The 26,987-nt window shown below is 54.4% G+C and carries 26 protein-coding genes and 1 pseudogene; 11 read left to right on the forward strand and 16 right to left on the reverse strand.

Annotated elements, in window-relative coordinates; genetic code table 11:
• Together ACK5JN_RS22060 and ACK5JN_RS22065 are read left to right on the forward strand one after the other, a co-directional pair.
• Positions 1-306: pseudogene (locus ACK5JN_RS22060) on the forward strand (transposase); the annotation flags it as partial.
• Between the two features lie 58 nt (positions 307-364).
• Entirely contained in the window at positions 365-1,159 is a 795-nt protein-coding gene (locus tag ACK5JN_RS22065) for a hypothetical protein (protein WP_416872099.1), read from the forward strand.
• A 50-nt stretch (positions 1,160-1,209) separates the two neighbouring features.
• Here the strand turns inward: ACK5JN_RS22065 and ACK5JN_RS22070 are convergent, their stop codons facing one another.
• Positions 1,210-2,268 carry a SagB/ThcOx family dehydrogenase gene (locus tag ACK5JN_RS22070; RefSeq protein WP_416872100.1) on the reverse strand — a complete coding sequence of 353 codons (1,059 nt, stop codon included), beginning with the start codon at positions 2,266-2,268 and terminating at the stop codon, positions 1,210-1,212.
• A gap of 34 nt (positions 2,269-2,302) precedes the next feature.
• Positions 2,303-2,608, reverse strand: a complete 306-nt coding sequence (locus ACK5JN_RS22075) for a hypothetical protein (protein ID WP_139788744.1) — start codon at positions 2,606-2,608, stop codon at positions 2,303-2,305.
• 365 nt (positions 2,609-2,973) lie between these two features.
• Between ACK5JN_RS22075 and ACK5JN_RS22080 the strand changes: the two genes are divergently transcribed.
• Positions 2,974-3,417 (forward strand): VOC family protein, encoded by a 444-nt coding sequence (locus tag ACK5JN_RS22080; protein WP_416872101.1) that lies wholly within the window; start codon positions 2,974-2,976, stop codon positions 3,415-3,417.
• Between the two features lie 138 nt (positions 3,418-3,555).
• A complete protein-coding gene (locus ACK5JN_RS22085; RefSeq protein ID WP_416872102.1) occupies positions 3,556-4,140 on the forward strand; it encodes a GDP-mannose pyrophosphatase in 585 nt (194 codons plus the stop codon).
• 4 nt (positions 4,141-4,144) lie between these two features.
• On the opposite strand, the gene ACK5JN_RS22090 is transcribed toward ACK5JN_RS22085, so the two are convergent.
• The gene (locus tag ACK5JN_RS22090) at positions 4,145-5,035 is read right to left on the reverse strand and encodes a LysR family transcriptional regulator (protein WP_416872103.1); all 891 of its coding nucleotides are present in this window, start codon (positions 5,033-5,035) and stop codon (positions 4,145-4,147) included.
• Positions 5,036-5,184: 149 nt separating this feature from the next.
• Between ACK5JN_RS22090 and ACK5JN_RS22095 the strand changes: the two genes are divergently transcribed.
• The gene (locus ACK5JN_RS22095; RefSeq protein ID WP_416872104.1) at positions 5,185-6,162 is read left to right on the forward strand and encodes an NAD(P)H-dependent flavin oxidoreductase; all 978 of its coding nucleotides are present in this window, start codon (positions 5,185-5,187) and stop codon (positions 6,160-6,162) included.
• Positions 6,163-6,202: 40 nt separating this feature from the next.
• Here the strand turns inward: ACK5JN_RS22095 and ACK5JN_RS22100 are convergent, their stop codons facing one another.
• Genes ACK5JN_RS22100 through ACK5JN_RS22115 form a run of 4 tightly spaced genes read right to left on the reverse strand, consistent with a single transcriptional unit; the run spans position 6,203 to position 9,276 of the window.
• Positions 6,203-6,517 (reverse strand): non-heme iron oxygenase ferredoxin subunit, encoded by a 315-nt coding sequence (locus tag ACK5JN_RS22100; protein WP_416872105.1) that lies wholly within the window; start codon positions 6,515-6,517, stop codon positions 6,203-6,205.
• A 10-nt stretch (positions 6,518-6,527) separates the two neighbouring features.
• Positions 6,528-7,004 carry an aromatic-ring-hydroxylating dioxygenase subunit beta gene (locus ACK5JN_RS22105; protein ID WP_416872106.1) on the reverse strand — a complete coding sequence of 159 codons (477 nt, stop codon included), beginning with the start codon at positions 7,002-7,004 and terminating at the stop codon, positions 6,528-6,530.
• Position 7,005: 1 nt separating this feature from the next.
• A complete protein-coding gene (locus ACK5JN_RS22110; protein ID WP_416872107.1) occupies positions 7,006-8,265 on the reverse strand; it encodes an aromatic ring-hydroxylating dioxygenase subunit alpha in 1,260 nt (419 codons plus the stop codon).
• Between the two features lie 33 nt (positions 8,266-8,298).
• Positions 8,299-9,276 (reverse strand): 2Fe-2S iron-sulfur cluster-binding protein, encoded by a 978-nt coding sequence (locus ACK5JN_RS22115; protein ID WP_416872122.1) that lies wholly within the window; start codon positions 9,274-9,276, stop codon positions 8,299-8,301.
• A 115-nt stretch (positions 9,277-9,391) separates the two neighbouring features.
• Between ACK5JN_RS22115 and ACK5JN_RS22120 the strand changes: the two genes are divergently transcribed.
• Complete coding sequence (locus ACK5JN_RS22120; RefSeq protein ID WP_416872108.1) at positions 9,392-10,297, forward strand: LysR family transcriptional regulator; 906 nt, start codon at positions 9,392-9,394, stop codon at positions 10,295-10,297.
• Here ACK5JN_RS22120 and ACK5JN_RS22125 read toward each other — a convergent pair.
• Positions 10,287-11,087, reverse strand: a complete 801-nt coding sequence (locus tag ACK5JN_RS22125) for a helix-turn-helix transcriptional regulator (RefSeq protein WP_416872109.1) — start codon at positions 11,085-11,087, stop codon at positions 10,287-10,289. The two genes, ACK5JN_RS22120 and ACK5JN_RS22125, sit on opposite strands and share 11 nt — an antisense overlap.
• A 102-nt stretch (positions 11,088-11,189) precedes the next feature.
• Between ACK5JN_RS22125 and ACK5JN_RS22130 the strand changes: the two genes are divergently transcribed.
• Positions 11,190-11,948, forward strand: coding sequence for a class I SAM-dependent methyltransferase (locus ACK5JN_RS22130; protein WP_416872110.1), 759 nt, complete (start codon positions 11,190-11,192; stop codon positions 11,946-11,948).
• A 65-nt stretch (positions 11,949-12,013) separates the two neighbouring features.
• Here ACK5JN_RS22130 and ACK5JN_RS22135 read toward each other — a convergent pair whose 3' ends face one another.
• Entirely contained in the window at positions 12,014-13,060 is a 1,047-nt protein-coding gene (locus ACK5JN_RS22135) for an NAD(P)-dependent alcohol dehydrogenase (protein WP_416872111.1), read from the reverse strand.
• Between the two features lie 284 nt (positions 13,061-13,344).
• Between ACK5JN_RS22135 and ACK5JN_RS22140 the strand changes: the two genes are divergently transcribed.
• From ACK5JN_RS22140 to adhP, 3 genes are all read left to right on the forward strand, one after another.
• On the forward strand, positions 13,345-15,039 hold the full coding sequence (locus ACK5JN_RS22140; protein ID WP_416872112.1) for an NAD-dependent malic enzyme: 1,695 nt from the start codon (positions 13,345-13,347) through the stop codon (positions 15,037-15,039).
• Positions 15,040-15,447: 408 nt separating this feature from the next.
• Positions 15,448-17,082, forward strand: a complete 1,635-nt coding sequence (locus ACK5JN_RS22145; RefSeq protein ID WP_416872113.1) for an ATP-binding cassette domain-containing protein — start codon at positions 15,448-15,450, stop codon at positions 17,080-17,082.
• A gap of 212 nt (positions 17,083-17,294) precedes the next feature.
• Positions 17,295-18,305, forward strand: a complete 1,011-nt coding sequence (gene adhP / locus ACK5JN_RS22150) for an alcohol dehydrogenase AdhP (protein ID WP_163445580.1) — start codon at positions 17,295-17,297, stop codon at positions 18,303-18,305.
• A gap of 34 nt (positions 18,306-18,339) precedes the next feature.
• Here the strand turns inward: adhP and araJ are convergent, their stop codons facing one another.
• The 4 genes from araJ to fdnG all read right to left on the reverse strand — a co-directional run bounded on the left by araJ (position 18,340) and on the right by fdnG (position 24,296).
• Positions 18,340-19,497, reverse strand: coding sequence for an MFS transporter AraJ (gene araJ / locus ACK5JN_RS22155; RefSeq protein ID WP_416872114.1), 1,158 nt, complete (start codon positions 19,495-19,497; stop codon positions 18,340-18,342).
• A gap of 203 nt (positions 19,498-19,700) precedes the next feature.
• Entirely contained in the window at positions 19,701-20,357 is a 657-nt protein-coding gene (gene fdnI, locus ACK5JN_RS22160) for a formate dehydrogenase-N subunit gamma (protein WP_416872115.1), read from the reverse strand.
• Positions 20,350-21,237, reverse strand: a complete 888-nt coding sequence (gene fdxH, locus ACK5JN_RS22165) for a formate dehydrogenase subunit beta (RefSeq protein WP_416872116.1) — start codon at positions 21,235-21,237, stop codon at positions 20,350-20,352. The genes fdnI and fdxH overlap by 8 nt, the downstream gene beginning before the upstream one ends.
• Before the next feature lie 11 nt (positions 21,238-21,248).
• A complete protein-coding gene (gene fdnG / locus ACK5JN_RS22170) occupies positions 21,249-24,296 on the reverse strand; it encodes a formate dehydrogenase-N subunit alpha (RefSeq protein WP_416872117.1) in 3,048 nt (1,015 codons plus the stop codon).
• 220 nt (positions 24,297-24,516) lie between these two features.
• Here fdnG and yddG point away from each other — a divergent pair, with 220 nt between their 5' ends.
• Positions 24,517-25,395, forward strand: coding sequence for an aromatic amino acid DMT transporter YddG (gene yddG, locus ACK5JN_RS22175; protein ID WP_416872118.1), 879 nt, complete (start codon positions 24,517-24,519; stop codon positions 25,393-25,395).
• Positions 25,396-25,401: 6 nt separating this feature from the next.
• Here yddG and ACK5JN_RS22180 read toward each other — a convergent pair whose 3' ends face one another.
• The 3 genes from ACK5JN_RS22180 to ACK5JN_RS22190 form a co-directional block, all read right to left on the reverse strand.
• Positions 25,402-26,100: an RES family NAD+ phosphorylase gene (locus tag ACK5JN_RS22180; protein ID WP_416872119.1), complete on the reverse strand. Its 699-nt coding sequence runs from the start codon at positions 26,098-26,100 to the stop codon at positions 25,402-25,404.
• Positions 26,097-26,498, reverse strand: a complete 402-nt coding sequence (locus ACK5JN_RS22185) for an antitoxin Xre-like helix-turn-helix domain-containing protein (protein WP_416872120.1) — start codon at positions 26,496-26,498, stop codon at positions 26,097-26,099. The genes ACK5JN_RS22180 and ACK5JN_RS22185 overlap by 4 nt, the downstream gene beginning before the upstream one ends.
• 116 nt (positions 26,499-26,614) lie before the next feature.
• The coding region (locus ACK5JN_RS22190) for an MFS transporter (protein ID WP_416872121.1) at positions 26,615-26,987 on the reverse strand (373 nt) is incomplete at its 5' end.

Here is a 26,987-nt window from a genome sequence, read left to right on the forward strand (position 1 = left end):
AAAATTAAAGTACTGGACTATCCCGATGGCACCCTCGCCTTCCACTATGGACACCGGAGCCTTAAGTGCCAGGCATTTGATAAGCTGGCCTGTGTCGACCAGGGGCAGATTGTCGATAACAAACGTCTCGGGACTGTACTCAGACTGGCTCAGGTAAAACAAGATGAGCGGGAAAGCGAAGGCAAACGGGAACGAAGCAAAAAATCGCCCAGCCGTAAGGCTCAGGTGCGCGTCCAGGAACAGCTCCGGGCTATCAATCCCGTTTTGGCATACCCGAGCTTGTTTGTGGCAAGTTCAAAGCGATAGAATCGACCATCAGTGCTGCAAAGTACCGGAACAGTGAGCACCCAAAAGGATACTTGAGATGATTAAATTCCCGACTAAAAAGCGCGTTGATTTGTATAAAAATGCTGTCAGTTCTGAGCAATTACATCTGGATCTGGCTGCGGCTCAGGAGTTCATGTTCGATGCCTGGGAAGCTGATGACCTGGACGTTGTGCTGAAACTCATCAGAAAAGCGGTCAAGAAATCCCCGCTCTGTGCTGACGCATACTCATTCTACTGCGAGATATCTCAAGAACCTTCTGAGTCAAAAATCGGGAATCTGGAGACGGCTTTGTACGCAGCCAGCATTGCTCTGGGCGAGGATTTTCAGGAGTTCGCAGGACGTTTCTGGGGATTTGTCGAAACACGTCCATATATGAGAGCAAAAGCAGCTTTGGCTGATGCCTTATGGGAGTCAGGAAATTTCTACCCAGCCATGGCTCATTGCCGCGAAATGCTCAAGCTCAACCCGAACGACAACCAGGGGATTCGCCATTTATTAACTGGTTATTATCTCGAACTGGAAATGGTGGACGAGCTGACCTTACTACTGGATGATTATTCAGAAGATGTGCGCCCGTATCTTCAGTATACACGCGCCCTCCTCGCCTACAGACAGTCACCCCCTGATGCCGATGATATCGCTAGAACTGCGATTGATTCTAATAAACACATCCCCGGCTTGTTATCAAAGTGCAGATTGCAACCTAAGTCTAACAGTGGATATATTACGTTAGGTGGAATGGACGAGGCCATTGATTATGTTAATAACAACATGAAGCCTTGGATCCGCACTCCTGGAGCAATTGAGTGGATCGCCAAATTTTCTAAATGATGACGACCGATGTTATGGAGGCCTATGACATTAATCATGCCATAAATTACCTAATAATCATTCAAATATGCATCGATAGGATTGAGGTCACCAGTCCCTAGTCCTACAATTAAAATTGGATATTCCGTTGAGTCTATTGAAATGCTTAACAGCTTCCTGACCTCGTCATCATAAAAAGCTCCTGTTACCCAAGTTCTTATATTTAGTGCTGTCGCGAGCAAGTGAATTGTCTGGGATAAATGCCCTGCATCCAAAAGTGCAACTCTATAAGCATGCGAATGTTTATATTTCCACATTAATTTTTCAAAACGGCAAGTTATAACAATAAAGGCGCTCAGTCCATCGGCAAACTTCTGCCCGCTACAAAGAGTTCCAAAACTAAATTCCTGTCTCAATTTACTCATAAGACCTAGCGAACTAGTATGTGACCGGAAGTGATATACACCAGATTCAATAGATGAAACATTCTTGCTGATTAAATAAGCCTCACAACTTTGCAGAGACCCACCTGAAGGAGATGAACGTCTTTTGGTCGGCGTGTAAAGCCCTCTCCTGGCGTATTCTGTATGGTCATGCTCTCTATAACGAAAAGTTTCGTCTAAAATTTTCATAATGTATGAAAAGGACAGCTCTTCTTGCGAGAAACTTCTATTAGTTCTTCTGTTCTCCAGAAGTGCTTGCAGCGGCCCTATGTCCGGAAGCCCTTCTATATCATGAATTGATGTGAGAGTATCGCCTCGTTCAGTGTTGAAAAAATCGCGCCCCATTTCTTCGTTAATTGAATTGCAGTATTCAACGTATTCACGAGCTCTTTCGGTAGGAGATATAACATCATCTCTCTTGTCTTTAACCGTGCCAAGGTGAAAGATACGCGCAAGAATATCCCAGGACCATTGGTTACAATTTGATGGTGTTGATTTTTCAATTAGGATATTTGCATTAAATAATTCATTTTCGATATTTGGATTATCACGTCTAAAGTCACAATCAAGAATTGCTCTAACGCTACTAAAACTCAACCGATGTTGCTTGTGTTTAACATAGTCCCATGCAATGAAGCAACCATCCTTGTAAACAAAGAAAATATCTTCATTAAGGATCAATTCCATAGCGCACGCCCCACATTATTTCTACACGGCAAAATTAAATTTTATTTGTTATAGCACAGTGATAATTCACATATTTATCCGAACCTTGAATATTCTCTAGGGATACCTCTGATACATGCGCTATATTATGGCTGAAATCGTTTTCGTTATGAGAGTCATTAACATCTATATCATTAAGTGAATTTTCAAACTCAGACAACAATAAAGAATAAACAGGACGTGGGAGTTGGCAAACGTTAGCCCAATCATCAATTTTACCTGCTAATCTGTTATTGCATCGTAAGGTGTTATCTTTTGCAACTGCATACCAAATATCATCAATTTCTATAAGTTTACGCATGATATATTCCTCTAATGTTACATGACCTAACAGTCACACTAAAATCTAGTATAAGAATATAAAAATGTAAAACCTTGTATAATAATATACAAAACAAAGAATTGGTAATGACAATGTAATGTTCAGCACTAAAGTGCCACTTCTATCTTGCAGAACAGGGTGACACTTTAAAACTGCATTGACAAGGGTGAAGTCAGACCGAATCCGGAATTTTGTGGTCATGATTATCCTGCTTGCTATGTCGCTCAAATCCTCGCCATACCGTGTTGGCATCACCGAATCTGCACCCACGATTGCCTCTGTTATCCCTGACGTATAAATTAACGTTATGTCTTCATTGTTCACGGTCTCTTCAGGAGGAAGTTATGGTTCCAGATTTACCCGCTCTGAACGTTTTGTTTGTCGCCGGCTTTGGTCCTGTCACCCGCGATACACAAACCAGCAAATCATTTTATGTTGATGCGCTTAACCTGCCGTTAAAACATATGGATGGCAATAGCGATTATCTGCTAACGGATGTTGATGCATTAAATGGCGTGAAACATTTCGCGCTGTGGCCGCTGTCCCAGGCTGCTCAATCCTGCTTTGGTTCCGAAATATGGCCAGACGACATTCCCGTCCCTCAGGGTTGGATCGAATTTGAAGTCGAAAATATTGATGTCGCCACCGATGTTTTACAGCGTCAGGGTTATCGCCTGTTGGTGGAAAACCGTAAAGAACCCTGGGGCCAGACGGTGACCCGAATGCTCAGCCCCGAAGGACTGCTGGCTGGCGTCACTATAACGCCATGGCTACGCACAAAAGACTAATCGCCCAGGAGCCTGACACGACCAGGCTCGTCTTTTAGACGGAAGCTACAAATCTCCTTCCCTTATAAATGCATGTTTTATCTTGATCATGCACGAACGTGCCGTATATGATGGTTTTTCTACTATGGAGAAACCCCTGTGCACGATAAAAACGCAAAAGTACGCATTGTCAAGACCGACACCCTCTCAAACGATTGGTATGTGCTGAAAAAATATACCTTTGAACTACAGCGCCAGAACGGCGAATGGCAGCGACAAAACCGGGAAGTCTATGACCGGGGAAACGGCGCCACGATTCTGCTCTATAACCGCGACCGCCGCACGGTGATCCTCACCCGCCAGTTCCGCTTTCCAACCTACATGAACGGCTATCCGGGGTACCTGATCGAGACCGCCGCCGGCCTGCTGGACAATATGGATGCGGAAAACCGTATTAAGGCGGAAGCGGAGGAAGAGACTGGATTTCGCCTTGCCAACGTGCAGAAAGTCTTTGAAGCCTTTATGAGCCCCGGCTCGGTGACGGAAAAGCTGCATTTCTTTATTGCGGAATATAGCGCTGAGGATAAAGTTAGCAGCGGCGGCGGTGTCGAATCGGAAGGTGAAGATATTGAGGTTCTGGAAATGGCCTTCGATGATGCATTGGCCGCGATCGATCGCGGCGAGATTGTCGATGGCAAGACCATTATGCTGCTGTATCACGTGGCGCAAAAAGGCATTCTTTAACCTGTTAACGCAGGTCGTCCAGTACCCCTTCCAGCCATTGCGCAAACACCCTCACCTTATGGGATAAATGGCGGTGCGGATACATCAGCGACAGTTTGCGCGACGGGCACGGAAAATTCGGCAGCACTTCAACCAGCTGGCCGCTGTCGATATACGGTTGTAAGAAGAAATTCATCCCCTGAAGCAGGCCAAGCCCGGCAAGGCCTGCTGAAATATACACTTCGGAGTTATCAAGAATCAGCTTACCCGGCAACGTCATCTCTTCGATGCCCGTCGGCGTGACGAAGTGCCAGGGAATGACTTCGCGGTCGTTGCTGATTATCCAGTTCACAGCGTGATGATGACGTAGATCGGCCAGCGTTTCCGGCATGCCGTATTGCGCCAGATACTGCGGGCTGGCGCAGGTCATTCTTTTCACCGTGCCCAGCGGCCGGGCGACATAATCACCGTCGTCTAACTCACCCACGCGCAGCACGCAGTCAAGACCATCACGTAGCATATCGCGACGCACGTCGGTACTGCTGAGGATAATTTCCAGATCCGGATGCATTTCATAGAAGCTATGCAGCCTGGGGACCACCACCAGTCGCGCAAAGGCGATAGGCATATCGATGCGCAGCTGGCCGTGCAGCGGTCGGTCCGGCGAAAATGACTCGAGTAAATCATCAGCCTGAGACAGCAGCGGCTTGCTGCGTTGGTAAAACTCTTCGCCTTCCGGCGTCAGATAAATACGCCGCGTGGTGCGTTGCAGCAGCCGCACCCCGCTATGTTGTTCGAGCTGCTGTACGGCTTTAGTCACCGCGGGACGGTGAATTTGCAGGTTTTCCGCCGCCTGCGTGAAGCTGCCGGAATCGACGATCTCAATAAAAATTTTAATATTTTCAAATAGATTCATCTTTATAACGCCTTCCGGCTCCTCACGTCATTTCTATTGTTATTAATTTAATAACAGTGATGAACATTTTTCACTATTTTTCTGAATAATAAACCGCCCTACACTGCTCCTATTCCAGCAAATTCCTGCTGTAACAAGGAAATAACATCATGAAAACTAACCGTATCTGTCAGATTCTGGGTATTGAAAAACCGGTCATCCAGGGGCCGCTTTCCTGGCTGACCGACGCGCGCCTGGTGGCGGCCGTCAGTAATGCCGGCGGTCTTGGCGTTCTGGGGCCAAACGCCGGGCTGACCGCCGAAACCACCGTCTCGACGCCGGAAGAAACGGCAGAGAAAATGCGCGAAGAGATTCGAAAAACGAAGGAACTGACAGAAAAACCGTTTGCTGTGAACCTGATCCCCTCGCCGCAGAATGATATATGGACGCCCGGTATCCTGCAGGTAATGAAGGACGAAGCGGTGAAGGCCGTGGTCTACACCGGCTACGGTGACGGCGCGATTATTCCCGCCCTGTTTGACGAGCTGAAAGCCGCTGGCATCGCTATTATCTACCGCGACATTAACCCGACGCCCGCCAACAGCCGCGAAGCGGAACGCGCCGGAGCCGATATTATCGTCGCCACCGGGTTTGATGAAGGTGGTACCCTGCCAGGCACCGCGTTGGGCACCTTCTCTATCGTGCCAATGATTGTCGATGCGGTAGAAAATGTGCCCGTGCTTGCCGCCGGTGGCATTGTTGATAAGCGCACCGCCAGAGCGGCCCATGCGCTGGGCGCGGAAGGGGTTTTCGCCGGGTCAGTGTTTATCAGCACCGTAGAAAACCGTGTGCCGCAGTCGGTGAAGGACAAAATTGTGGCGGCCAACGGGCTCGATTTAAGCCTGTTCCGCACCCTGCCCGACTACTATCGTTCGCTACCGGGAAAGCTTACCGAGAAACTGGTGGCGATGGATAAAGCGGGCGCCAGTAATGAAGAGATCGGCGACGCGATGGGCGGCCTGCGCGGGTTACGCCTTGGTATGCTGGAAGGCAATACTGATGAAGGCTATATCTCGCTCGGCACCGGCATTGGTGGGATTAAAGCGATAGTCAGCGTAGCCGACGTCGTTGAGCAGCTCGCTGTGTAACAACCGCTACAGGCCCGGCGGATGCCGGGCCAAACCCAACTCAAGCAAATTTGAGATACACCTGCTCGCCCTCAACCTGAACCGGATAAATCGCGACCCCTTCGGTTAACGGGCTGCACATCGCCTTGCCGGTCTTGATGCAAAAACGCCCCTGATGCAGCGGACACTCAATTTCGCCGTCTTCCAGAAAACCATCGCTCAGGCGCGCATTACCATGGGAACAGAGGTTATCGCTGGCAAAAACGCCCTCATCGGTACGGTACAGCGCAATATCACGGCCGTTGACCTCCACGCCGATCACGTCATCTTCCGGCAGGTCGGCCAACTGTGCGGCTAAGATCCAGTTATCAGACATTATTTTCCCCTTAAATTGGATAGATCAGCGAGTTGGGCACCAGTTCGCTATCGAAAATGCACAAACGGCTGGCAAAACGCAGCCCGTCGGCGGTCTGGACTACCGTGTCGAGGTAATAGCCGACGTTAAACACTTCGCTATGGCCATCCGGTTTCGTGCGGAAGATGGCGTAGTTAGTGCGGGCGGTAATCGTGCCTTCGTCGATCGCCAGAATATGCGGTAGCCCCACCACATGGCGCTGGTAGTACGGATCGTGGAAAAGCGTTTCGGCCACGCCGTAGATGCGGTCCTTCAGCATGCCTTTGCTTTCGAGGTTAATGGTGGAAAGCGGCAGCTGGCGATCGTAGTTCTCGCGCGGGATGACCTTGTAACAGCAGTCATCGATGAACAGCGCCGTCCACTTCTCCCATTCTGCACGGTCGACTACGTCGCTATACTCGGTTTGCAGCGCCACCAGTTGCTGCCAGATTTCATTGTTAATCATCATCTTAAATCTCCAGTACGCCGCGCCAGTAGTGGTACATCCCGCGAATTAGGCTCTCTGAGACCATATGATCGGTATTTTCATAGCCGGTACCGTTCATCTCAGCGAGCGTGCGGCGATGATCGTTGTGATGGAATCCCTGCTGGGAGAACTCCACCACTTCACCGTCATCGGCTGACACAAAACCGGCCGGGCCGAACAGATTGGCCTGTTTAAGGCGGCGCTGGGTCATCTCGTCGTCGTCGTCGGCAAAGCCAAAGTGGGTCCAGACGAAGTCGAACTCGTTTGGCCCGCGCGGCTGAATATGGCGCACCGACATAGAGTTAACGTTCTGTTGAATCACCAGGCTTGGGAACAGCGTCATCATCACCACCGTTGGACCAGTCCACCAGGGCTCCTCCACCACATCCAGGAAGCTGGCGTCGTTAAGCTGCATCTGCTCCTTAAAACTGCTCACCCCTTGGGTTACCGCGCTTTTACCGCCGTTGCCCTTGCGGCTGATCATCGCCGCATGGCGATATTGCTCATCCATAATCAGCTGCGAACGGTTATCGGCGCGCCACAAACCAAAGGTGACAAACCAGGTGTGCAGCAGGCCCGCGTGGTACGGATCTTTAATGTTCTCCTGCATCAGCTTCCAGTTGCCCGGAATACGCTGCCGGTTATAGCCCAGTAGCTTCAGCTGACGGCCGCTAAATACGCGCTCGAAATAGGCCAGAATATCGGGCCCGAGATACTGCTCAAGCGGTTCGACGTCGGGCGAAAAAGAGGCGAACACCACGCCGTTGTGGCAGGCGACGTTGAGCTTCTTCAGCCCATGCTCAGCGGGGTTGAAATCTTTCGGCATCCCGCCGTTCACTTTGCCGTCCTGCTTGACGCCGCGGCGGAACGGCACGCCCTGCAAATTGCCGTCAAGATCGTAGTTCCACTGATGATACGGGCAGACAAAATCCGTCCGGTTACCTGATTTCTCGCGGCAAAAGCGCATGCCCCGGTGGGCGCAGACGTTCTCCACTACGTTGATTTCGCCCTGCTGATTGCGCACCGCAATCACCGAGCGCTCGCCGACCACGCTGCGCACGAAGTCGCCCGGCTCCGGGATCTCCGCTTCGAGCGCAACGTAGCACCAGTGTTTACCGTAGAAAATTTTCTCCAGCTCGCGCTGGTAGATATCGTCGCGGGTATAGGCCCAGTACGGGATGCGGCTGGTGCCATCGTCTGGCCAGAGTAAATTGCTATTGGGTGCAGAGGTGAAGTTCATCATGACTCCTTTTAGTTATCTATCCGGGGAACGACATTACGGTTGGTAATAAAACGCGTCGGCGTGAATATCTTCGGCCCTGGCTCCCAGCGCTCGCGCCTGGAGGGTCATGGCTTCAACCATCGCCGGCGGCCCTGCGGGGTAAATCTTCCAGCCGGCTAAGGTGGCGAGATCCTCGGCGACGGCGGCGGGCAGACGGCCTGTGCGGTGCGTCGCGCAGGCCGCTTCCTGACTCAGAACGACGTGGTAGCGGAAATTGCGGTACGTGCGGGCGAGCGATTCCAGCTGCTCCACGCCGTACAGATCGGCAGCCCAGCGGCAGCCGTAGTAAAGGTGGATCGGGTTAGTCATCCCGGCGGCCAGCGCGGCGCGAATAATAGAGAGCTGCGGCGCTAGCCCCGTTCCGCCGGCAACGCACAGCATCGGGCCGTCATGTTTTTGCCGCAGCCAGCTGCCGCCAAGCGGGCCGTTGAGCTTGACCATCGTGCCGGGCGTGAGCGCATCAACCAGACCTGGCGTGACTCGGCCGTCGGCGACAATGCGAATATGAAACTCCAGTTCGTCGTCCTGTGGGCATCCTGCCATCGAGTAGCTGCGCTGTCCGCCGCCGGGAAACGTCAGTCTGACAAACTGCCCGGCTGACCACGTAAAGGGTTTGGCAGGCTTCAGACGCAACTGCCAGACGTCGTGGCACAGCGGTGCAAAGGCCGTGACCGTGGTTTTTATCGTTCGCGCCGGATGCACCACAATCTCATCGGCAGGCGGCAGCTCAATGGTGCACGCCGAGTGCAGCGTGGTACAACAGGCCAGCACCTCGCCCGCCGCCATTTCCGGCACATCTTCCGGCAAAATTTGCTCGACGTTGCCGCTGAGCACCTTACAGCGACAGGTCTGGCAGCGCCCCGCCATGCAGCTGTAGGAGATCGGGATTTGTTGCTCACGTAAGACGTCCAGCAGGTTGCTGCCGGGGGTAACGGTGACCTGCCGGTTGACCGGAGTGAAATCCACTTGCATCACAGTTCCTCACCTTTAATGTTGTTATTTTGTTAACAAAGCGTATAAAAAAACGGAGCGGTGAGATATGCCGTACGGTTTATAGCGGTTATTAATCGGATTGATAACGATATCTATGTCACGTTTAAACGAAGTGGATCTCAACCTGCTGGTGATCTTCCGCCATATGTACAGCGAGCGTCATACCGGTCGCGTAGCGGAAATCATGGGGCTGACGCAGCCTTCGGTCAGCCATGCCATAAAGCGGCTGCGCCTCATGCTGGGTGATGAACTGTTTGAAAAAGCATCGCGCGGCATGCGCCCCACGCCGTATGCGGAAGCGATTGCCGGTGACGTCGATGAGGTGTTGAGCGCGCTGGAAAAAACGCTGAGCTACCGGAATACCTTCAATCCCTGGGACAGCCAGCGGGAATTTCGCGTGGCCATGACCGACCTCGGCGAAATCTATCTTCTGCCGCGACTGATGAATCTGCTGAGTAAAGAAGCGCCCGGCGTGCGCATTACCACCGTCCGCGACACGGCGGTGCCGTTGAAAATTGAGATGGAAAACGGCGGCGTCGACCTGGCCATTGGCCTGCTGCCGCAGCTGGAGGCGGGGTTTTATCAGCGTCGTCTTTTCGATCAGCGCTACGTCTGCCTGATGCGAAAAGATCATCCTTTAAGCGCCGTTCCGTTCGATGAGGCGGCGTTTCGCGCGGCGCAGCATATCAAAGTGATGGCCCAGGACTCCGGGCATAAGCGGATTTTTGAGCTGTTTGCCAAAGCGGGAATCAGTGACCAGAGCCTGCTCTGCGTACCGCATTTTATGGCGATCCCCTATATTCTTAGCGAAACGGATTTTATCGTCACGGTGACGGAGAAGCTGGCGCTGCAAACGGCGCAGCGCTTTGGCCTCGCCATCCGGCCGCTACCCTATGCGCTGCCGGGCATTCAGATTAACCTGTTCTGGCACAGCCACGTCCATCAGGATGCCGCCAATACCTGGCTGCGCCGCTGTTTTATGCGTCTATTTACCGAGTAATACCGGGCGTTGGTTCCGGGACCAGCATGATCATTTTTAACGCCCGGTTGCTCGCCAGCTGCCAGCTGAGCTGCCGGTAGGTCATGTCACCCTTCGTGGCATGGTGAAAAATACGCTCGCCCCCTTCCCGGATAATCACCTGCTGCTGTGACCAGAATTCGCGGAAATCACGGCTATTCTCGCTCATTTGCTGCACAAAGGCGTTCAGTACGCTGTCATTCGGGTAATGGATAGCATCGGAGCGCAGTTCGGCAACGATCCGTCGCGCACGCGCCTCCCAGTTATCGACCAGCGTTCGCGCCAGCGGGTGCTGGAACATAAACATCATCATATTGGGCGCGGGATCGGTATCCAGCCAGCCGCTAAATAGCGCCCCGGCGCCCTGGTTCCAGGCTAGCACCTGCCAGGTGAGATCCAGCAGATAGCAAGGTTCAGAGACGTGGTGCACGGTGGACAAAATCGTCTGCTCAACCGCCGGCACCTGCTCGCTCAGCGGGTCGCTCTTATGCGCCAGCAAAAAGAGATACTCCCGCTCTGCCGGTTTGAGCTGCAGCGCAACCGCAATGCCGGAGAGCGTTTGGGCGGAAACGGTAATATCGCGCCCCTGCTCCAGCCAGGTATACCAGGTGGTGCTGATACCGCTCATCTGCGCAACCTCTTCCCGGCGTAGCCCTTTCGTTCTGCGCCGGGAAAGTACGGGAATGCCCAGCATTTCCGGCGAGGTGTTTTCGCGCTTCACGCGTAAAAAGGTGCCTAATGCTTCTGGTCCCGTCAGCCCTGTCTTGTCCATAGTAGTAACTCGATGTACTAGTATAAATGCCCATATTGTACCCGTATTAATCCCGGCGTATAGTCCGTTTTAACAACAACATAACAACAGAGGAAGACGGGTATGAGCAACCATCATGAAGCATTGGTTAAGTCACAGTTTGGCGGCCAGGCGGCAGCCTATTTACAGAGCAACGTGCATGCCCAGGGGGCCGATTTACGTCGTTTGAGCGAGTGGTTAGCCGATGACGGCGAAGCCATGCTGCTGGATGTCGGCTGCGGCGCCGGGCACGCCAGCTTTACCGCGGCGCTCCAGGTCGCACAGGTTACGGCATACGATCTGTCCGACGGGATGCTGGCGGTGGTTGCCCAGGAAGCGGAAAAACGTGGCCTGAACAATATCACCTGTGCGCAAGGCCCTGCGGAAGTGCTGCCGTTTGGCGATAATCATTTTGATATCGTGATTAGCCGCTACTCTGCTCACCACTGGCACGATATGCAGGCGGCGCTGATGGAGATTCGCCGCGTCCTCAAACCGGGTGGCCGCTTTATTATGATGGACATCGCCTCGCCGGGGAAAGCGATCCTCGATGTGTGGTTGCAAACCATAGAGATGCTGCGCGACCCGTCGCATATTCGCAACTACTCGCAGGGGGAATGGCTGGCGATGGTGAATAGCCGGGGCATGATTGTCGATAAACTGGTAGGCGACACGCTGCACCTGGAGTTTTCCTCCTGGGTGGCGCGAATGAAGACGCCAGATAATATCGTGGAAGCAATCCGCTACCTGCAAAGTAAAGTCTCACAGGAGGTTCGCGAGCATTTCGCCATTACGGATGACGGCAGCTTCACCAGCGACACCATTATGTTCGAGGCTCGATAGTGCTGAGTAAGTGACAGTGTCACGAAGTGTGAATCATGGGCTCAATGGGAGCCCATGATTGATGATTATGCCTGCAGCGATGCCATATCAATCACAAAGCGATATTTCACATCGCTTTTCAGCATTCGCTCAAATGCGGCATTAATGTTTTGAATATCAATCAACTCTACATCTGCGGTAATACCGTGTTTGCCGCAGAAATCGAGCATTTCCTGAGTTTCAGCAATGCCGCCAATGCATGAACCGGCGATAGAACGACGGCCCAGCAACAGCGGCACGGTGCTGAATTCCGGGGCGTCACCCAGCAGGCCGACAAAGACCAGCGTACCGTCAAGCGTTAAGGTTGGAATATACGGGTTAACCTCGTGCACGTAAGGCACGGTATCAATGATCACATCGAACTGATTTTGCACGCTGGCCATTTGCGCGGAGTCTGTGGAAACCACGACATGACTGGCGCCCAGACGGCGAGCATCCGCTTCTTTACCTGGCGAGCGGGTAAACAGCGTCACCTCCGCGCCCAGCGCGCTGGCCAGTTTAATCGCCATGTGCCCTAGCCCGCCAAGGCCGATGACGGCCACTTTACTGCCCGCACCAACGTTCCAGTGGCGCAGCGGCGACCAGGTGGTGATACCCGCACACAGCAGCGGCGCGGCGCCCTGCAGATCCAGACTTTCCGGGATGTGCAGAACAAAATCCTCACTGGCAACGATGGTTTGCGAATAGCCGCCGTAAGTGGTTGAGTGATCGTGTCGATCCTGACCGTTATAGGTTTGTACGTTACCTTCTTCGCAGTACTGTTCAAGCCCGTGCTGACAAGGCTGACACACGCGGCAAGAGTCGACCATGCAGCCGATAGCCGCCAGATCGCCTGCTTTAAACTTGCTGACGCCGCTGCCAACGGCCCGCACGCGACCAACAATTTCATGCCCAGGCACAATGGGATAAGTGCTAAAGCCCCAGTCATTGCGCGCCTGATGCAGATCGGAGTGGCAGACGCCACAGTACAGAATATCGATAACCACGTCATCCGCGCGCGGTTCGCGGCGTTCAAAGGTGAATGGCGCTAACGGCGTCGATGGGGTTGTAGCAGCATAACCTAACACTTTCATGACGTTACCTCGCATTTCGTGTTTAACTTTCAGCCTGGATACAACCTACAGCACATCGTGCACTGAAACTATGCCCGCTGTCGGAATACCGTCATGAGCTTAGCTCATGAATGTCAGCCTACCGCCGGCATCGCACAAAGGGTTAATTGCCCAGCTTTTAGACAACTACCCGCTTTTTTGTGCCCTTTCCACCAATTTGTCACCATCATGTTAAGCGTTGCTCTATAATCTTGCGCGCCGCGCCCGCCGCTGGGTCTGGAGTGAAGATAACGGAGTTAAGCAAGATGTTACCAGGCAAAAAAAATCGTTCCCTGTATATCCCTTATGCAGGGCCGGTTCTGTTGGAATTTCCGCTGCTCAATAAAGGCAGCGCGTTCAGTATGGAAGAACGCAGCAACTTCAACCTGCTCGGGCTGCTGCCTGAAGTGGTTGAAAGTATTGAGGAGCAGGCCGAACGCGCCTGGATTCAATATCAGGGTTTCAAAACTGAAATCGACAAGCATATCTACCTACGCAACATTCAGGATACCAACGAAACGCTGTTCTACCGCCTGGTTGAGAACCATCTCGATGAGATGATGCCGGTTATCTACACCCCGACCGTCGGCGCGGCCTGTGAACGTTTTTCCGAAATTTACCGTCGCGCGCGCGGCGTGTTTATCTCTTATCAGAATCGTCACAATATGGACGATATCCTGCAAAACGTGCCGAACCACAACATCAAAGTGATTGTGGTCACCGACGGTGAACGCATCCTTGGCCTTGGCGACCAGGGCATCGGCGGCATGGGGATCCCGATCGGTAAGCTCTCGCTGTACACCGCCTGCGGCGGCATCAGCCCTGCTTATACGCTGCCGGTGGTGCTGGACGTCGGAACCAATAACCAGCAACTGCTGAATGACCCGCTGTATATGGGCTGCCGTAATCCGCGCATCACCGACGACGAGTACTATCAATTTGTCGATGACTTTATCCAGGCGGTGAAACAGCGTTGGCCGAACGTGCTGCTGCAGTTCGAAGACTTCGCCCAGAAAAACGCCATGCCGCTGTTGAACCGCTATCGCGATGAAATCTGCTGCTTCAACGACGATATCCAGGGAACCGCGGCGGTCACCGTCGGCACCTTGATTGCCGCAAGCCGCGCGGCGGGTAGCCAGCTGAACGAGCAGAAAGTGGTGTTCCTGGGTGCAGGCTCTGCTGGCTGTGGCATTGCTGAACAGATTATTTCGCAGATGCAGCGCGAAGGGCTGAGCGAAGAACAGGCGCGTAGCCGCGTGTTTATGGTCGACCGCTTCGGTCTGCTAACCGACCAGATGCCGAACCTGCTGGCGTTCCAGAGCAAGCTGGCGCAAAAACAGGAAAAAATTCAGGACTGGCAGCATGAAAACGAGCAGATTTCGCTGCTTGACGTGGTGCGCAACGTGAAGCCGAATATCCTGATTGGCGTATCCGGTCAGACTGGGCTGTTTACGGAAGAAATCATCCGTGAGATGCATAAACATTGCCCGCGCCCGATCGTGATGCCGCTGTCGAACCCCACTTCACGCGTCGAAGCCACGCCGCAGGACATTATCAGCTGGACCGACGGTCAGGCGCTGGTTGCCACCGGTAGCCCGTTCGCGCCGGTGTCGTGGAAAGATACGGTGTACCCCATTGCTCAGTGCAATAACTCCTATATCTTCCCGGGGATCGGCCTGGGCGTTATTGCCTCTGGCGCATCCCGGATTACCGACGAGATGTTGATGTCGGCGAGCGAAACGCTGGCAAAACACTCCCCGCTCGCCACCCACGGCGAAGGTCTGGTGCTGCCGGAGCTGAAAGATATTCACAAAGTGTCGCGCGCGATTGCTTTTGCCGTGGGTAAAATGGCGCAGCAGCAAGGTGTGGCCACCAATACCTCTGCCGATGCGCTGCAGGAAGCCATTGATGAGAATTTCTGGCTGCCGGAATATCGTAGCTATCGTCGTACATCAATCTAATCCTTCCCAGGCCCGGCCGAGCACAGCGACGCCGGGTTGTTTTGCCCTGATTTCACTACTGAAAATAAACGACGCGCACGTTGCTGAGATGTGCACTTTTTAAAAAGCATCATATGTATGTTGTAACTAATGTTTATTTGGTGACAAAGACCTCCTGCACCCGCTACACTGCTTTCACCGTTCAACCTGACGACATATAAAAGGAGGCTAATTATGCTGTACTGTGAAATTATTGATATTTCACATACATTTGGTGATCGCACCAGCTCAAGCGTTATCGGTTTCGTGCTGCGATAACTTCTGCTTGAGCGAAGACACCAACCCTTAAACCCTTCCCTCGGGCTTATCAAGTTATCGTCAGCGATGTATGACGAGGCATTCCCATGCCTGTAACACTTGAGTAAGCAAATGAGCACATTACTAACTGCACAATCTCTTCACGTTGAGACGGCATTCGGCCCTCTTTTCAACGCGCTCTCTTTCACCCTGAAGAAAGGCGACCGTATCGGCCTGATCGGTTACAACGGCTGCGGAAAAAGTACCTTATTACAGGTGCTTGACGGCACGATCCCCTCTTCATCCGGTAGCGTTTCTATCGCCAACCATTGCCTGATGGCGCGCGTAGAGCAGCATCTTCCTGATGAATTGCTGTTGCAATCGCTGCTTCAGTCGGTACTGGCACAGTTGCCAGCCGCCGCACGTGAAAGCCAGCGCTGGCAGGCCGAGCGTTTATTGATGGAAATGGGCTTTCACGCCGATGAGCTAGAGCATACGTCCGCGACCCTGAGCGGCGGCCAGCATACGCGGCTGCTGCTGTGGCTGGAAACGTTCCTGAATAGCTGGAGCGGTAGCTTCGTGCTGGTTTCACATGACAACTCGCTGCTGGATGCGGTGACCAATACCAGCTGGATTCTTCGCGATAACACGCTGCACGCGTTCGCACTCCCCTGCACCGCAGCCCGTCAGGCGCTGGCCGCGCAGGATGAGAGCGATGCCTTGCGGCATAAGGCAGAACAAAAAGAGATCGACCGCGTTACCGCCAGCGCTAAGCGGCTGGCCACCTGGGGACAGGTGTATGACAACGAAGATCTCTCGCGCAAAGCCAAACAGATGGAACGACAGGTCGCCCGGCTGAAAGCTTCGCAAACGGATCTGACGGCCGGAACGCCGTGGCAGCTGGAGCTACATGGCGATGCGGTACGGGCCGATAGGCTGCTGGAAATGGATCGGCTTGCCGTTCCGCCTGCGCCGGGGCTTGCGCCGCTGTTTACCACCGGAACTGCCCGTCTGCAAAGCGGCGACCGTGTCGCCATCATGGGCCGCAACGGCGGCGGTAAATCCTCGCTGCTGCGCCTGCTCTGGCGCCAGTTGCAGCAGGATGTTCCCGACGCGGGACTTAAGCTGCATCCGCGTCTGCACCCGGGCTATTACGACCAGACGTTACACCAGTTAGCGGATAACGCCACGCTGCTGGAGGCGCTGGAAACGTTTGAACCTTCCGGTGAAATTCGCAAACGCGCGCTCATTTCCGCCGGCTTTGGCTGGCTGCGTCATGGGCAAAAAGTGAGTACGCTGAGCGGCGGCGAACGCTCGCGCCTGCTGTTTATCGGGCTATCGCTTGCCCGCTACAGCCTGCTTCTGCTGGATGAACCGACCAACCATCTGGACATGGACGGTAAAGAAGCGCTGGCGCAAACGCTTTGCCGCTATCCCGGCGGCCTGCTGCTGGTGAGCCACGATCGCCAGCTTATCAGCCAGAGCTGTAATCGCTTCTGGCTGATTGACGAACGTGGGCTGAGCGAATGGCCGGACGCCGACGCGGTGTATGAGCAGCTACGACACCGTGCGGTTCTGGAGGCCGCTTCGCCTGGCGTAGTGTCAACGACGGAGGTGTTACCTGACGATGATGACCTGCTGGCGCGGCTAATCGAACTTGAGCAGCGCTTAGCCGACGATCTGGCGCGTAAACCCAAACATCAGAAGCCGCAAATGCAGCAGCGCTGGCGAGAGGAGATTGCCCTAATCAATGCGCAGTTAAACTAAACCCCTCACCCGGCCAGGCCATGCCCGGCCGGGTAACCCTTTCGTTTGCCAATGAACAATGAATGACCGTTTGAAGACAAAATGGTTAGCGCATTGTGCTATCAATATGAAAACCCACCAGATTCTTCTCCCCTTGCGCCTTGCGTTTTACGCCTTAATGACTAATCATTAATGAGTATTATTCTCGGATACAAAACAACCAGGAGTAAAATATGAAGGCTGCTGTTGTCACTCATGACCATCAGGTAAACGTCACCGATAAAAAGCTGCGTCCGCTACAGCACGGTGAAGCGCTGTTATCCATGGAATGCTGTGGGGTCTGTCACACCGATCTGCACGTCAAAAATGGCGATTTCGGTGACAAGACCGGGGTGATCCTCGGCCATGAAGGGATTGGTATCGTTAAAGAGATTGGCCCGGGCGTGACGTCGCTGAAAGTCGGCGATCGTGCGAGCGTGGCGTGGTTCTTCGAAGGCTGCGGCCACTGCGAGTACTGCAACAGCGGCAACGAAACCCTGTGCCGCTCGGTCAAAAATGCGGGCTACAGCGTCGATGGCGGCATGGCTGAAGAGTGCATCGTCACCGCTGATTACTCGGTAAAAGTGCCGGACGGCCTCGATTCCGCCGCGGCCAGCAGCATCACCTGCGCGGGCGTGACCACCTATAAAGCGGTAAAAGTCTCGCACATTAAACCGGGCCAGTGGATCGCCATTTATGGCCTCGGCGGCCTGGGTAACCTGGCGCTGCAGTATGCGAAAAACGTCTTTAACGCCAAAGTGATCGCGCTGGACGTTAACGATGAACAGCTGAAGCTGGCCGCCGAAATGGGCGCCGATCTGACCATCAACTCACGTAGCGAAGACGCGGCGAAAATCGTGCAGGAAAAAACCGGCGGAGCCCACGCTGCCGTGGTCACCGCGGTGGCGAAAGCCGCCTTTAACTCTGCGGTTGACGCGGTTCGCGCGGGTGGCCGCGTCGTCGCCGTTGGTCTGCCGCCGGAATCCATGAGCCTCGATATCCCTCGCCTGGTGCTGGACGGTATCGAAGTGGTCGGTTCGCTGGTCGGCACCCGTCAGGATCTGACCGAAGCCTTCCAGTTCGCCGCCGAAGGAAAAGTGGTACCGAAAGTCGCGCTGCGTCCGTTAACCGACATTAACGCCATCTTTAAAGAGATGGAACAAGGCCAGATTCGCGGCCGTATGGTGATTGATTTACGCCATTAATGCTCTCAGCCTCTCCCCTCCGGGAGAGGCTTATTCAGACAAGCGCCCTGCGCTGCTGATAACGAGCGTAAAGCAACAACGACGACATCGCGAGAAATGACAACGCTGCCGCCGGTAATGCCACGCTGTTCCAGCCGAAGTTCAGGGTAATCATCAGCCCGCCGAAAAACGCGCCAATCGCGCTCCCCAGATTAAAAGCAATTTGCCCACCAGCCGCTCCCAGCATTTCTCCACCCTTCGCGTTTTGCAGCAGCAGAATTTGTAGCGGCGCAGACAGCGCAAACAGTCCGGCACAGCAGATAAACGCCAGCGTCAACGAAGCGAACTTATAGCCGCCCAGCGCGAAGATCAGCAGCAACGCCACCACAATCACGAAATCAGTGGTTGCCGCAATGCGCAGCGGGCTATAGCGCCCTGAAAGCTTGCCGCTCAGCATATTGCCCAGCACCATGCCAAGGCCCACCAGCATCATAATGAACATCATCGCCCCCTCGGAGAACCCCGAGACGTTCATCATAAACGGCTTAATGTAGCTGAACCACGCAAACACCCCGGCGTTACCGAACATCGTCGCGGCAAAAATCAGCCACGGCGCGGGGCTTTTCAAAAAGTGAAACTGCTCGCGCAGCCGCGCGTCAGACTTGTCGAATAAGGTTGGAACCCAGGCGATTATCGCCACCAGCACCGCGACGTCAAACAGCGCAATCGCCAGGAAGGTATAGCGCCAGCTAAATTGATGCCCCAGCCAGGTTCCTGCCGGCACGCCCACCAGATTCGCCACCGTCATCCCGGCGATCATCCCCGCTACCGCCGCGGTGACCCGCCCGCGCGGCGCAATTTTCGACAGAATAATCGCCCCGACGCCAAAAAACGCGCCATGGGGAAAGCCCGATACCAGCCGCCCAAACGCCAGCATCACGTAGCTAGAGGAGACGGTGAAAATCACGTTACCGAGAATACAGAGCGCCGCCAGCAGCAGCATGATCGATTTCAGGGAGAAGCGCGTTGAGAACAGCGCAATAATCGGCGCGCCGATCACCACGCCAAAGGCGTACCACGAGATCATATTCCCCGCCGCCGGGATCGAGATCCCTACGTCGTGCGCCAGCTCGGGCAGCACGCCCATAATGCCAAATTCAGCCATTCCGAGGCCAAAAGTGCCAAGCGCCAGCGCAAAAATTGTCTTTTTCATCCCTCTAATCACTTGTTTATGTTGAGTTTGCGGGTCGGCATTATCGACCATTCACCGGGCGCAAACCAGACAAAAACGAGCAACGACGGTTTTATCCATAAAAACAGCGCGAATCGCGCATATTCATAGCGAGCACACAAAAAAAAGCGGCCTGACGCCCCATCCGGAAACATCAGACCGCTCGTTGTCATGTCGATGACGCGTTACTTCAGCCCTTCCTGGCTTTCTCTCTTCGCCTCTTCGCGCTCAACTTCACGATACCAGCGCGGATGGTGCTTCTGCGCCCAGCGGCGGCTAACTTTGCCTTCAATCATCCCCTTAATCGAGCCTTTTACCCAGAATGCCATATACATATGGATAAGGATCGCATGGATCAGAATGATGGCCGTTGCCGCGTGAATCAGCAGCGCATAGCGCACAACCTGAATCGGGAAATAGGAGGCAAAATACGGACGCCAGATAATCACGCCGGTCACCAGCAGCACAAAAATCATGCTCATGATGGTCCAGAACATCATCTTCTGCCCGGCGTTATATTTCCCCACCTTCGCGACTTTATGCTCATTGCCTTTCAGCACTTCGACAATCCCCAACAGCCACGGAATATCCTGCTTATCCGGAATGTTATGGTGTACGAAACGGGCAAACATAAACATCAGCACCACGAAAATCAGCACCCCGAAGAACGGGTGCAGAATACGCCCCATCTGCGGTGTACCGAAGGTTTCGGTCAGCCATTGCAGCGTCGGGAAGAAAAACGAAATCCCCGAGACCGCCACCAGGAAGAAACAGATAGCCACCGTCCAGTGACAGGCGCGATCGACAAACTTCGTGCGCACAATCATTTTCGACTTACTCATGGCCACCCTCCTCTTCGTCATCGTCCACTTCTTTGTTCGGGCCAATACCAATGTAGTGATAGATAAGCCCGGCAAAGGTGGCGATAAAACCGGCCGCAGACAGCGGTTTCAACGCGCCTTTCCACAGATTAATACTGGTATCAATCGCCGGATCCTTCGGCAACTTGTGATACAGCTCCGGCCGATCCGCGTGATGCAGTACGTACATCACGTGCGTGCCGCCCACGCCTTCCGGGTTATAGATACCGGCGTTCGGATAGCCGCGTTTCTTCAGCTTATCCACACGCTCCTGCGCCACATCCAGCATCTCTTTCTTGGTGCCGAAATGAATGGCCCCGGTCGGGCAGGTTTTCACGCAGGCAGGCTCCATCCCGACGCTGACGCGATCCACGCACAGGGTGCATTTATAGACGCGGTTATCCTCTTTATTGAGGCGCGGAATATTAAACGGACACCCGGCAATACAGTAGCCGCAGCCGATACAGTTATCCTGCTGGAAGTCAACGATACCGTTGGCATACTGAATAATCGCCCCGGCGGACGGGCACGCCTTCAGGCAGCCCGGATCCTCGCAGTGCATACAGCCGTCTTTACGAATCAGCCACTCCAGTTTGCCGTTCTGGTCGGTTTCGCTAAAACGCATTACCGTCCAGGACTTGGCGCTGAGATCCGCCGGGTTATCGTAAACCCCAACGCAGTGCCCCACTTCGTCACGAATATCGTTCCACTCGGAGCAAGCCACCTGGCAGGCTTTACAGCCCACGCAGGAAGAGACATCAATCAGCTTGGCCACTTCCGCCTTATAGTCCCGCGCGCGCGGCGCGGGGGTGATCGGGTTGGTGGCAGAGCGTTTAATAATGTCTTGTGTTTCCATCGCCATTTAAACGCTCCTTACGCTTTCTCGATGTTAACCAGAAACGCCTTATACTCCGGCGTTTGCGAGTTGGAATCGCCGACGTTCGGCGTCAGGGTATTGGCGATGTAGCCTTTACGCGCCACGCCTTCATAACCCCAGTGCAGCGGGATACCAATGGTTTCCACCTGCTGACCGTGAACGTTCAGGGTTTGCAGACGACGGGTCACCACCGCGACGGCGCGAATAAAGCCGCGCTGACTGCTGACGGTTACGCGATCGCCGTTGGCAATGCCCTTGGCCTTCGCCAGGCCTTCGCTAATCTCCACAAACTGCTCCGGCTGGGCAATGGCGTTCAGACGCGCATGCTTGGTCCAGGTATGGAAATGTTCGGTCAGACGATAGGTGGTACCCACGTACGGGAACTTGTCTTTCTTACCCAGACGCACGGCATCTTCTTCATACAGACGCACAACCGGGCTTGAAATCACGTTCGGGTGCAGCGGGTTGGTCCCCAGCGGGGTTTCCATCGGCTCGTAATGTTCCGGGAACGGCCCTTCAGCCAGCTTATCGAGGGCGAACAGACGTCCCAGCCCTTCCGGCTGCATAATGAACGGGTTGGTTTTGCTTCCCGGCGGCGCGGTATTAAAGTCCGGGATATCGTTCCCCGTCCATTTCGTGCCGTTCCACTGGATCAGCATCCGTTTCGCATCCCACGGCTTACCGTTAACGTCCGCCGAGGCGCGGTTGTACAGCACGCGGCGGTTCAGCGGCCATGCCCATGCCCAGCCGAGCGTATTGCCCAGACCGGACGGATCGGCGTTATCGCGGTTGGCCATCTGGTTGCCCTGCTCGGTCCAGCTGCCGGTGTAAATCCAGCAGGAGGACGATGTCGTCCCGTCATCGCGCAGCAGCGCAAAGCTGTTAAGCAACTGGCCTTTCTTCGCCACCAGTACGCCGTTGGCGTCGTAGATATCCGCCAGCGCATAGCCGTTGTTCTCTTTTGCCACTTCTTCTGATTCAGGATGATCCGGCTGTTTGTAGTGCCAGCCCATCTTCAGCAGCGGCTCCACGCCTTTACCGCCTTCGGTGCGATACATCTCGCGCAGACGATGGTAAATACCGGCCAGAATCTCGCCGTCGTTACGCGCTTCGCCCGGCGCTTCCTGGCCTTTCCAGTGCCACTGCAGCCAGCGTCCGGAGTTGGCGATAGAACCATCTTCTTCCGCAAAGCAGGTGGACGGCAGGCGGAACACTTCGGTCTGGATCGTCGACGGATCGACATCGTTAGACTCGCCGTGGTTCTGCCAGAAGGTGGAGGTTTCGGTCACTAACGGGTCGATCACCACCATGTACTTCAGCTTGCTCAGGCTGCGCACGACTTTGTTTTTGTCCGGGAAGGACGCCACCGGGTTAAAGCCCTGGCAGATGTAGCCGGTGACCTTGCCGTTATCCATCATGTTGAAATACTTGATAACGTCGTAAGCCTGGTCCCATTTCGGCAGCCAGTTGAAGCCCCAGTCGTTCTCTTTCTGCGCCGCGTCGCCGTAGAAGGCTTTCATCAGGCTGACATAGAACTTCGGATAGTTGCCCCAGTAGTTCACCTGATCCGCCAGCGTCGCTTTTGGCGTATTAGCCGCCAGATAGCTTTGCAAATCGGTCTGCTTATCCGACGGCAGCGTCAGATAGCCCGGCAGGCTGGTCGAAAGCAGGCCCAAATCGGTCAAGCCCTGAATGTTGGAGTGACCGCGCAACGCGTTCACGCCGCCGCCGGCCATCCCCATATTGCCGAGCAGCAGCTGGATCATCGCCATGGTGCGGATGTTCTGCGCCCCGACGGTGTGCTGAGTCCAGCCCAGCGCATACAGGAAGGTGGTGGTACGGTCGGCCGCGCTGGTAGAGGCCAGCACTTCACACACTTTCAGGAAGTCGGCTTTCGGCGTACCGCAGATGTTCTCCACCACGTCCGGCGTATAGCGGGAAACGTGCTGTTTCAGCAGGTTCCACACGCAGCGCGGATGGGTCAGGGTTTCATCGCGTCTGGCGTAGCCGTTGTCATCAAACTGATAGTTCCAGGAGGATTTATCGTACTGCCGTTTTTCCGCATCGTAGCCGCTGAACAAGCCATCTTCGAACGTAAAGTCGTCCCGCACCAGCAGGCTGGCGTTGGTATAGTGCTTCACGTATTCGGCGTTGATCTGATTGTTTTCGATCAGGTACAGCAGCACGCCCGACAGGAAGGTAATGTCGGTGCCGGAACGGATCGGCGCATAGATGTCCGCCACCGACGCCGTACGGGTAAAGCGCGGGTCGACGACAATCAGCGTCGCATCGTTGTTGTTTTTCGCTTCCATCGCCCAGCGGAAACCCACCGGATGGGCTTCAGCGGCGTTACCGCCCATCACCATCACGACGTTGGCGTTTTTGATATCAACCCAGTGGTTGGTCATCGCACCGCGACCAAATGTTGGAGCAAGACTTGCTACCGTTGGTCCGTGTCAGACGCGCGCCTGGTTATCAACCGCCAGCATGCCGAGCGAGCGCACAAACTTCTGCGTCAGCATGCCGGTTTCATTACTGGCCGCCGAGGCGCACAGCATCCCGGTCGACAGCCAGCGGTTCACCGTGACGCCCTGCTCATTCTTCTCAATAAAGTTGGCGTCGCGGTCGGCCTTCATCAGTTTTGCGATGCGATCGAAGGCCTCATTCCACGAAATACGTTGCCATTTATCTGAGCCAGGTGCGCGGTACTCCGGATAGCGCAGACGGTTTTCACTGTGCACATAGTCCAGCAGCCCCGCGCCTTTCGGGCACAGCGCACCGCGGCTCACCGGATGATCCGGATCGCCTTCAATGTGGTAAATCGATTCCCGGGTATTTTTCGCGCCATCACCCAGGCTGTACATTAAGAGCCCACAACCCACGGAGCAGTATGTGCAGGTATTACGAACTTCTTTGGCGCGCAGTAATTTGAAATTACGCGCCTGTGCCAGCGCCATTTTAGGAGCAAATCCTAATGCCGCTGCCGTCGTCCCGGCCATACCGCCCGCGCAGATTTTAAAAAACTTTCTGCGACTGACGTCCATTGTTTTCCTCATTGTATGGATCTACTTCGGGAGGAAAACTAACAGCAATACCCCTGATTTATTTGCGTCAAATCAATGTCGAAAACTGAGCCCCCCTTAATAGTCAGGGGGCCTGGGTTTTATTAATCCTTTAGGATTAGGTGAGCTGTAAAAATATCCCTGTTTGCCGCCAAAAAATGCTATAAACCCAGACTTCGTTAGTCAAAGCATCAGATCAGTCATGGATAAAAAAAGAGCGACGCTTATCGGCCTCAGCGCCATCGTATTATGGAGCACCATGGTGGGGTTAATTCGCGGCGTCAGCGAGGGGCTCGGGCCGGTTGGCGGCGCGGCGATGATCTACAGCCTCAGCGGCATTCTGTTGATCTTTACCGTTGGCTTTCCCCAGCTCCGTCAGATACCTGGCCGCTACCTGCTGGCGGGCAGCGTGCTGTTCGTCAGCTATGAAATCTGCCTGGCGCTGTCATTAGGCTATGCGGGGACACGCCAGCAGGCGATTGAAGTGGGCATGGTCAATTATCTGTGGCCCAGCCTGACCATTCTGTTTGCTATTTTGTTTAACGGCCAGAAAAGCAGCTGGCTGGTGATCCCCGGTTTACTGCTGGCGCTATTTGGCGTCACCTGGGTATTAGGCGGTGAACGCGGTCTGGATATTGCTGAAATAACCCGCAACGTTATCTCCAGCCCGCTGAGCTATATTCTGGCGTTTGTCGGTGCGTTTATCTGGGCGGCCTACTGTACGGTCACCGCTAAATATGCCAAAGGCAAAAACGGTATCACGCTTTTTGTTTTATTAACCGCGCTGATGCTGTGGTTGAAGTTCCTGCTGAGCGAGCAGCCGCCGATGGTATTCAGCTGGCCGGTAGTGATAAAAATGGTGATGTGCGCGCTGTCGTTAGGGTTGGCCTACGCGGCGTGGAACGTCGGCATTCTCCACGGCAACGTCAGCCTGCTGGCCGCCGCCTCCTACTTCACGCCGGTGCTCTCCTCCGCGCTGGCCGCCGTGCTGCTCAGCGCGGCGCTGTCGTGGTCATTCTGGCAGGGCGCGGCGATGGTGTGCGTGGGTTCACTGCTCTGCTGGCAGGCAACCCGGCGCTAAACTCACTTATTCCGCCCCGTACAGCTTAATGCTCAGAATGTTGTTAATCGAGTTGCCGTTCCAGTGATATTCCAGGTGCTCAGCTTGCAGCACCTTTGTCACCAGACAGGGCCGATACAGCACATAGCAGGTATGGCCGATATGGCGTACCGAACAATAGACGATACCGTCGCTGTTTTGCATTTTTTGCGTTTGCGCGAAGGCCTTTGACTGACTGTAGTCGGTGGCGTGATACAGCGGCGAAGAGACAAAAGGTTCGTGGGTGATGTCGGCCAGCTCCGCGTCAAATTCGGTAAACAGTACCCGCATCTGGACCTTTTGCGCCGGCTCGTTGGTATAGCCGAAGATACGCTCCTGATGGTACACCGTCTCTTTAATGGCGGTGTCCAGTTGCGGCGCGCAATAGTAGCCGCCAAAATCACCGGTGGTGAATCGCGCCCCTTCAGGGTTAATGTGCGTAAAGGCGGCCATCACATAGCTGCTGCCATTCAGCCCCACCAGCCAGTCGGCTTTTGGCACCCGCATCAGTTCACCCGCCGCCTCCATCAGACGCTCATTGGTCAGCGCTTCAACGGCCCAGACCGCTTCCAGCTCATCGCTGCTGGCGACATCTTCAAACAGGTCAATGGTCGGATAGCGGCTGGGAATAATGCGGTAGGCCGACGCGCCTTTGAAAGCCACGCGTGGTGGCGTTTCCGTTATCACGCCATGCCCCCTCGCCAGGATTGCAGACGCGTCGCCACTTCGTAGAGATCGGCGACTCGCCCACCGTTCATCACGTCCATCGCCGAGCGTCCGGCAAAAAACGGATGGGAATTCGGTTTGCGCACCCAGCCATAGATGCTGTCATCGGCGGTAAACAGCAAACGCAGGCATTTATGGATATTCAGGATGTAGCTCATCCGCTCCTGAATATCCAGACTTAAACGAATGCCGCCCTTCGACTCTTTGTATTTGTTCAATGTTGAACGTGAACTAATACCCAGAAGCCGAAGCTGTTCATCTGTGTTGCAGTGCCATTTTTCCAGGATCCGGAACACCACCGGCAGCGCCTTGCTGGTGTCAACGTTACCGTTTACATGGCTTTCTTGTACTGTGGCCATATGCCCTCCCGTGCGTAATTTCGCGACACTCCGGAAATTCCGGCGCGTACATTTAATCACAATTGTAGCTTAACTGTTCAATAATGTACATAGCCACAGAGAAAGACACCATGGCGTTACGGGGCATTAAACCGGGTCTGGGATCTTAGCCAGACTGCGCCAGATCCCCGCGGCCAGCAGCAGAAGCAGCACGCCAGCGGTCGCCAGCACGATGCTATGCGAATTGATAAACGCCATTTTCGCCGCCGCAGGTTGAGCGGCTGTTCCCGCCGTGCTGGCTGACGGGGAACCACTCTGGCATTAATGGCGATGACCACCAGCACAATCGGCACGTTGATCAGGAATACCGAGCCCCAATAGAAGTGTTCAAGCAGCATTCCGCCCACCAGCGGGCCAAACGCTGCACCACCGGAGCCGACGGCCGCCCACAGCCCAAGCGCCATATTACGGTGACGCGCTTGCGCAAAGGTGGTGCGGATCCCGGCTAGC

Source organism: Kluyvera sp. (assembly GCF_047971185.1).
GTDB lineage: Bacteria > Pseudomonadota > Gammaproteobacteria > Enterobacterales > Enterobacteriaceae > Kluyvera.

Bases quoted from the DNA above. Each gene is read 5' to 3' on its own strand.
- ACK5JN_RS22065 (WP_416872099.1), top strand. From the start codon at position 365: ATGATTAAATTCCCGACTAAAAAGCGCGTTGATTTGTATAAAAATGCT.
- ACK5JN_RS22070 (WP_416872100.1), bottom strand. From the start codon at position 2,268: ATGGAATTGATCCTTAATGAAGATATTTTCTTTGTTTACAAGGATGGT.
- ACK5JN_RS22075 (WP_139788744.1), bottom strand. From the start codon at position 2,608: ATGCGTAAACTTATAGAAATTGATGATATTTGGTATGCAGTTGCAAAA.
- ACK5JN_RS22080 (WP_416872101.1), top strand. From the start codon at position 2,974: ATGGTTCCAGATTTACCCGCTCTGAACGTTTTGTTTGTCGCCGGCTTT.
- ACK5JN_RS22090 (WP_416872103.1), bottom strand. From the start codon at position 5,035: ATGAATCTATTTGAAAATATTAAAATTTTTATTGAGATCGTCGATTCC.
- ACK5JN_RS22095 (WP_416872104.1), top strand. From the start codon at position 5,185: ATGAAAACTAACCGTATCTGTCAGATTCTGGGTATTGAAAAACCGGTC.
- ACK5JN_RS22100 (WP_416872105.1), bottom strand. From the start codon at position 6,517: ATGTCTGATAACTGGATCTTAGCCGCACAGTTGGCCGACCTGCCGGAA.
- ACK5JN_RS22105 (WP_416872106.1), bottom strand. From the start codon at position 7,004: ATGATGATTAACAATGAAATCTGGCAGCAACTGGTGGCGCTGCAAACC.
- ACK5JN_RS22110 (WP_416872107.1), bottom strand. From the start codon at position 8,265: ATGATGAACTTCACCTCTGCACCCAATAGCAATTTACTCTGGCCAGAC.
- ACK5JN_RS22115 (WP_416872122.1), bottom strand. From the start codon at position 9,276: ATGCAAGTGGATTTCACTCCGGTCAACCGGCAGGTCACCGTTACCCCC.
- ACK5JN_RS22120 (WP_416872108.1), top strand. From the start codon at position 9,392: ATGTCACGTTTAAACGAAGTGGATCTCAACCTGCTGGTGATCTTCCGC.
- ACK5JN_RS22125 (WP_416872109.1), bottom strand. From the start codon at position 11,087: ATGGACAAGACAGGGCTGACGGGACCAGAAGCATTAGGCACCTTTTTA.
- ACK5JN_RS22130 (WP_416872110.1), top strand. From the start codon at position 11,190: ATGAGCAACCATCATGAAGCATTGGTTAAGTCACAGTTTGGCGGCCAG.
- ACK5JN_RS22135 (WP_416872111.1), bottom strand. From the start codon at position 13,060: ATGAAAGTGTTAGGTTATGCTGCTACAACCCCATCGACGCCGTTAGCG.
- ACK5JN_RS22140 (WP_416872112.1), top strand. From the start codon at position 13,345: ATGTTACCAGGCAAAAAAAATCGTTCCCTGTATATCCCTTATGCAGGG.
- ACK5JN_RS22145 (WP_416872113.1), top strand. From the start codon at position 15,448: ATGAGCACATTACTAACTGCACAATCTCTTCACGTTGAGACGGCATTC.
- adhP (WP_163445580.1), top strand. From the start codon at position 17,295: ATGAAGGCTGCTGTTGTCACTCATGACCATCAGGTAAACGTCACCGAT.
- araJ (WP_416872114.1), bottom strand. From the start codon at position 19,497: ATGAAAAAGACAATTTTTGCGCTGGCGCTTGGCACTTTTGGCCTCGGA.
- fdnI (WP_416872115.1), bottom strand. From the start codon at position 20,357: ATGAGTAAGTCGAAAATGATTGTGCGCACGAAGTTTGTCGATCGCGCC.
- fdxH (WP_416872116.1), bottom strand. From the start codon at position 21,237: ATGGCGATGGAAACACAAGACATTATTAAACGCTCTGCCACCAACCCG.
- yddG (WP_416872118.1), top strand. From the start codon at position 24,517: ATGGATAAAAAAAGAGCGACGCTTATCGGCCTCAGCGCCATCGTATTA.
- ACK5JN_RS22185 (WP_416872120.1), bottom strand. From the start codon at position 26,498: ATGGCCACAGTACAAGAAAGCCATGTAAACGGTAACGTTGACACCAGC.